The sequence below is a fragment of the Duganella violaceipulchra genome (assembly GCF_019166075.1).
Taxonomy (GTDB): Bacteria; Pseudomonadota; Gammaproteobacteria; order Burkholderiales; family Burkholderiaceae_D; genus Rugamonas; species Rugamonas violaceipulchra.
This window is the reverse complement of sequence record NZ_JAHTGR010000065.1, coordinates 1-2,166: the sequence shown is the minus strand read 5'-3', so window position 1 is coordinate 2,166 and position 2,166 is coordinate 1. Positions and strand designations below refer to the sequence as shown.

Below are 2,166 nucleotides of genomic sequence, written 5' to 3'. Positions count from 1 at the left end.
CCGGCCGATTCAGGTAGCCGCGCGCTACACCCGCCCCGCCGATGTAGATCTCGCCGGTTACTCCCACCGGCACCGGTTGCAGGTGGGCGTCGAGGATGTAGAGTTGGGTGTTGGCGATTGGACGGCCTATGGGGACCGTGAGCGTGCTTTCGCTGATGCTGCCGGCTGCAATCTCGAATGTGGTGGCGCAGACGGTCGCTTCTGTGGGGCCGTAGGCATTGAAGATGCGATGGTGGGTGGACCAGCGTGCGGCGACTGCGGGAGAACAAGCCTCACCGGCCATCACCACGGTCATCTTTACAAACCTTGTATCAGTTGAGCAGGAAGCCGCGACCGATGGAGGAAGAGTGACATGGGTAATCTGGTCATGTTGCAGCATACTCATCAAGGACTCGCCTGCACGCAATGCCTCGCGTACAGATAGGTGCAGGGTGGCACCGCTGCAGAGTGCCATCGCTGTTTCCGAGATGCTGGCATCAAAGCTCAAGGAGGCAAATTGCAGGATGCGACTATATGAATCGACCGCAAACAGGGCGATTTGCTCGACGGCAAGATTGGCTAAGCCGTTATGCTGATTCATCACCCCCTTGGGCACTCCAGTCGAGCCCGAGGTATAGATCACATACGCCAGGTGCCGCGCCGTCAAGCCCAGCAGCGCCGGCTCGGGGTTGTGCGATGCTTGACGCGCCATGGCCGCGCCGTCTTCGGCGCCATCGAGCAGCAGCACCGGTATCGCCAATCCCGCTTCGGCCGCAGCCGGCAGGCGCTCTTGCATCCCCGTCTGCGTCAGCAGCGCCACCGGCGCACTGTCTTCCAACATGTATGCCAGACGCTCCTGGGGATAGCTCGGGTCGAGCGGCACATACGCGCCTCCAGCCTTCAAAATCCCCAGCAAGCCAACTATCATCTCAACACTGCGTTCGACACAGATCGCCACCCGGTCGTCGGGCTGCACGCCCAACCCGATCAGGGTGTGCGCCAGTCGGTTGGCGCGCGCATTCAATTCGCCATAGCTGACGCTGGTCTCTTCGTACACCACCGCGATCGCTTCCGGATTGGCTGCTGCCTGCGCTTCGAACAGTTGATGGATCAGTTGATCCTGCGGGTAGTGCGCTTGCGTCGCGTTAAAGCCGACCAGCAGCTGCTGCCGTTCGCTGTCGCTTAGCAGCGGCAGTTGACTGATCCGTTGGCTTGCATCGCCGGCCATGGCGGCGAGCAGGATCTGCAAATGACCCGCCAGCCGTTCTATCGTGGCGGCGTCGAACAGGTCGCTGGCATATTCCAGGCCGCCGCTGAGCCGACCGTCGACTTCGCTCAGCGACAAGGTGAGGTCGAAGTGGGCCGTGCGGTGTTCCTGTTCGACTCCGCTCAGGGTCAACCCGGGCAGCGCCAGCTCACCCGTGCGCGGGGTGTTGTTCAACGCCAGCATGACCTGGAACAGCGGGCTGTGGCTCATGCTGCGCGGCGGTTGCAGTGCTTCTACCACCTGTTCAAACGGCACGTCCTGGTGCGCGTAGGCGCCCAGGGTGCTGTCCTTGACTTGCGCCAGCAGGGCGGCCACGCTCGGGTCGTCTGCCAGTTGCACCCGCAGCGCCAGGGTGTTGACGAAGAAGCCGATCATGGCTTCGATCTCGCTGCGCTGGCGGTTGGCCACCGGGGTGCCGATCACGATGTCTGACTGCCCGCTCAGCCGCGCCAGCAGGATCGACCAGCCGGCCAGCAGGGTCATGAACAGGGTGCTGCCATGGCGCTGGCTGAGTGCCTTCAAATCACGCGTCAGCTCGGCTGACAGCTCGACTTGGACGCTGCCGCCGGCATAGCTTTGCACGGCCGGGCGGGGCCGGTCGGTGGGCAGCTCCAGCAGCGCCGGGGCGCCTTGCAGGTGGTGGTGCCAGAAATCGATTTGCTCTTTCAGCACTTCGCCTTGCAGCCACTGCCGTTGCCACGCAGCATAGTCGGCATACTGGAGCGCCAGCGCCGGCAACGGGTCGGGCTGCCCTTGGCTGAAGGCGGTATACAGGGCCGTTACTTCCTGCACCAGCAGTCCGGTCGACCAGCCGTCCGAGATGATGTGGTGCTGGGTGATCAGCAGGATGTATTCCTGCTCGCCCAGCCGCAGCAGTTGGCCGCGGATCAACGGACCTTGGGCCAGGTCGAACGCTTGGC

General features: G+C 63.3%; 1 protein-coding gene. It reads right to left on the bottom strand.

Translation table 11 applies throughout. From position 1 onward, the window contains the following. On the bottom strand, positions 1-2,166 hold a 2,166-nt coding region (locus tag KVP70_RS32960), incomplete at both ends, for a non-ribosomal peptide synthetase (protein ID WP_217946657.1).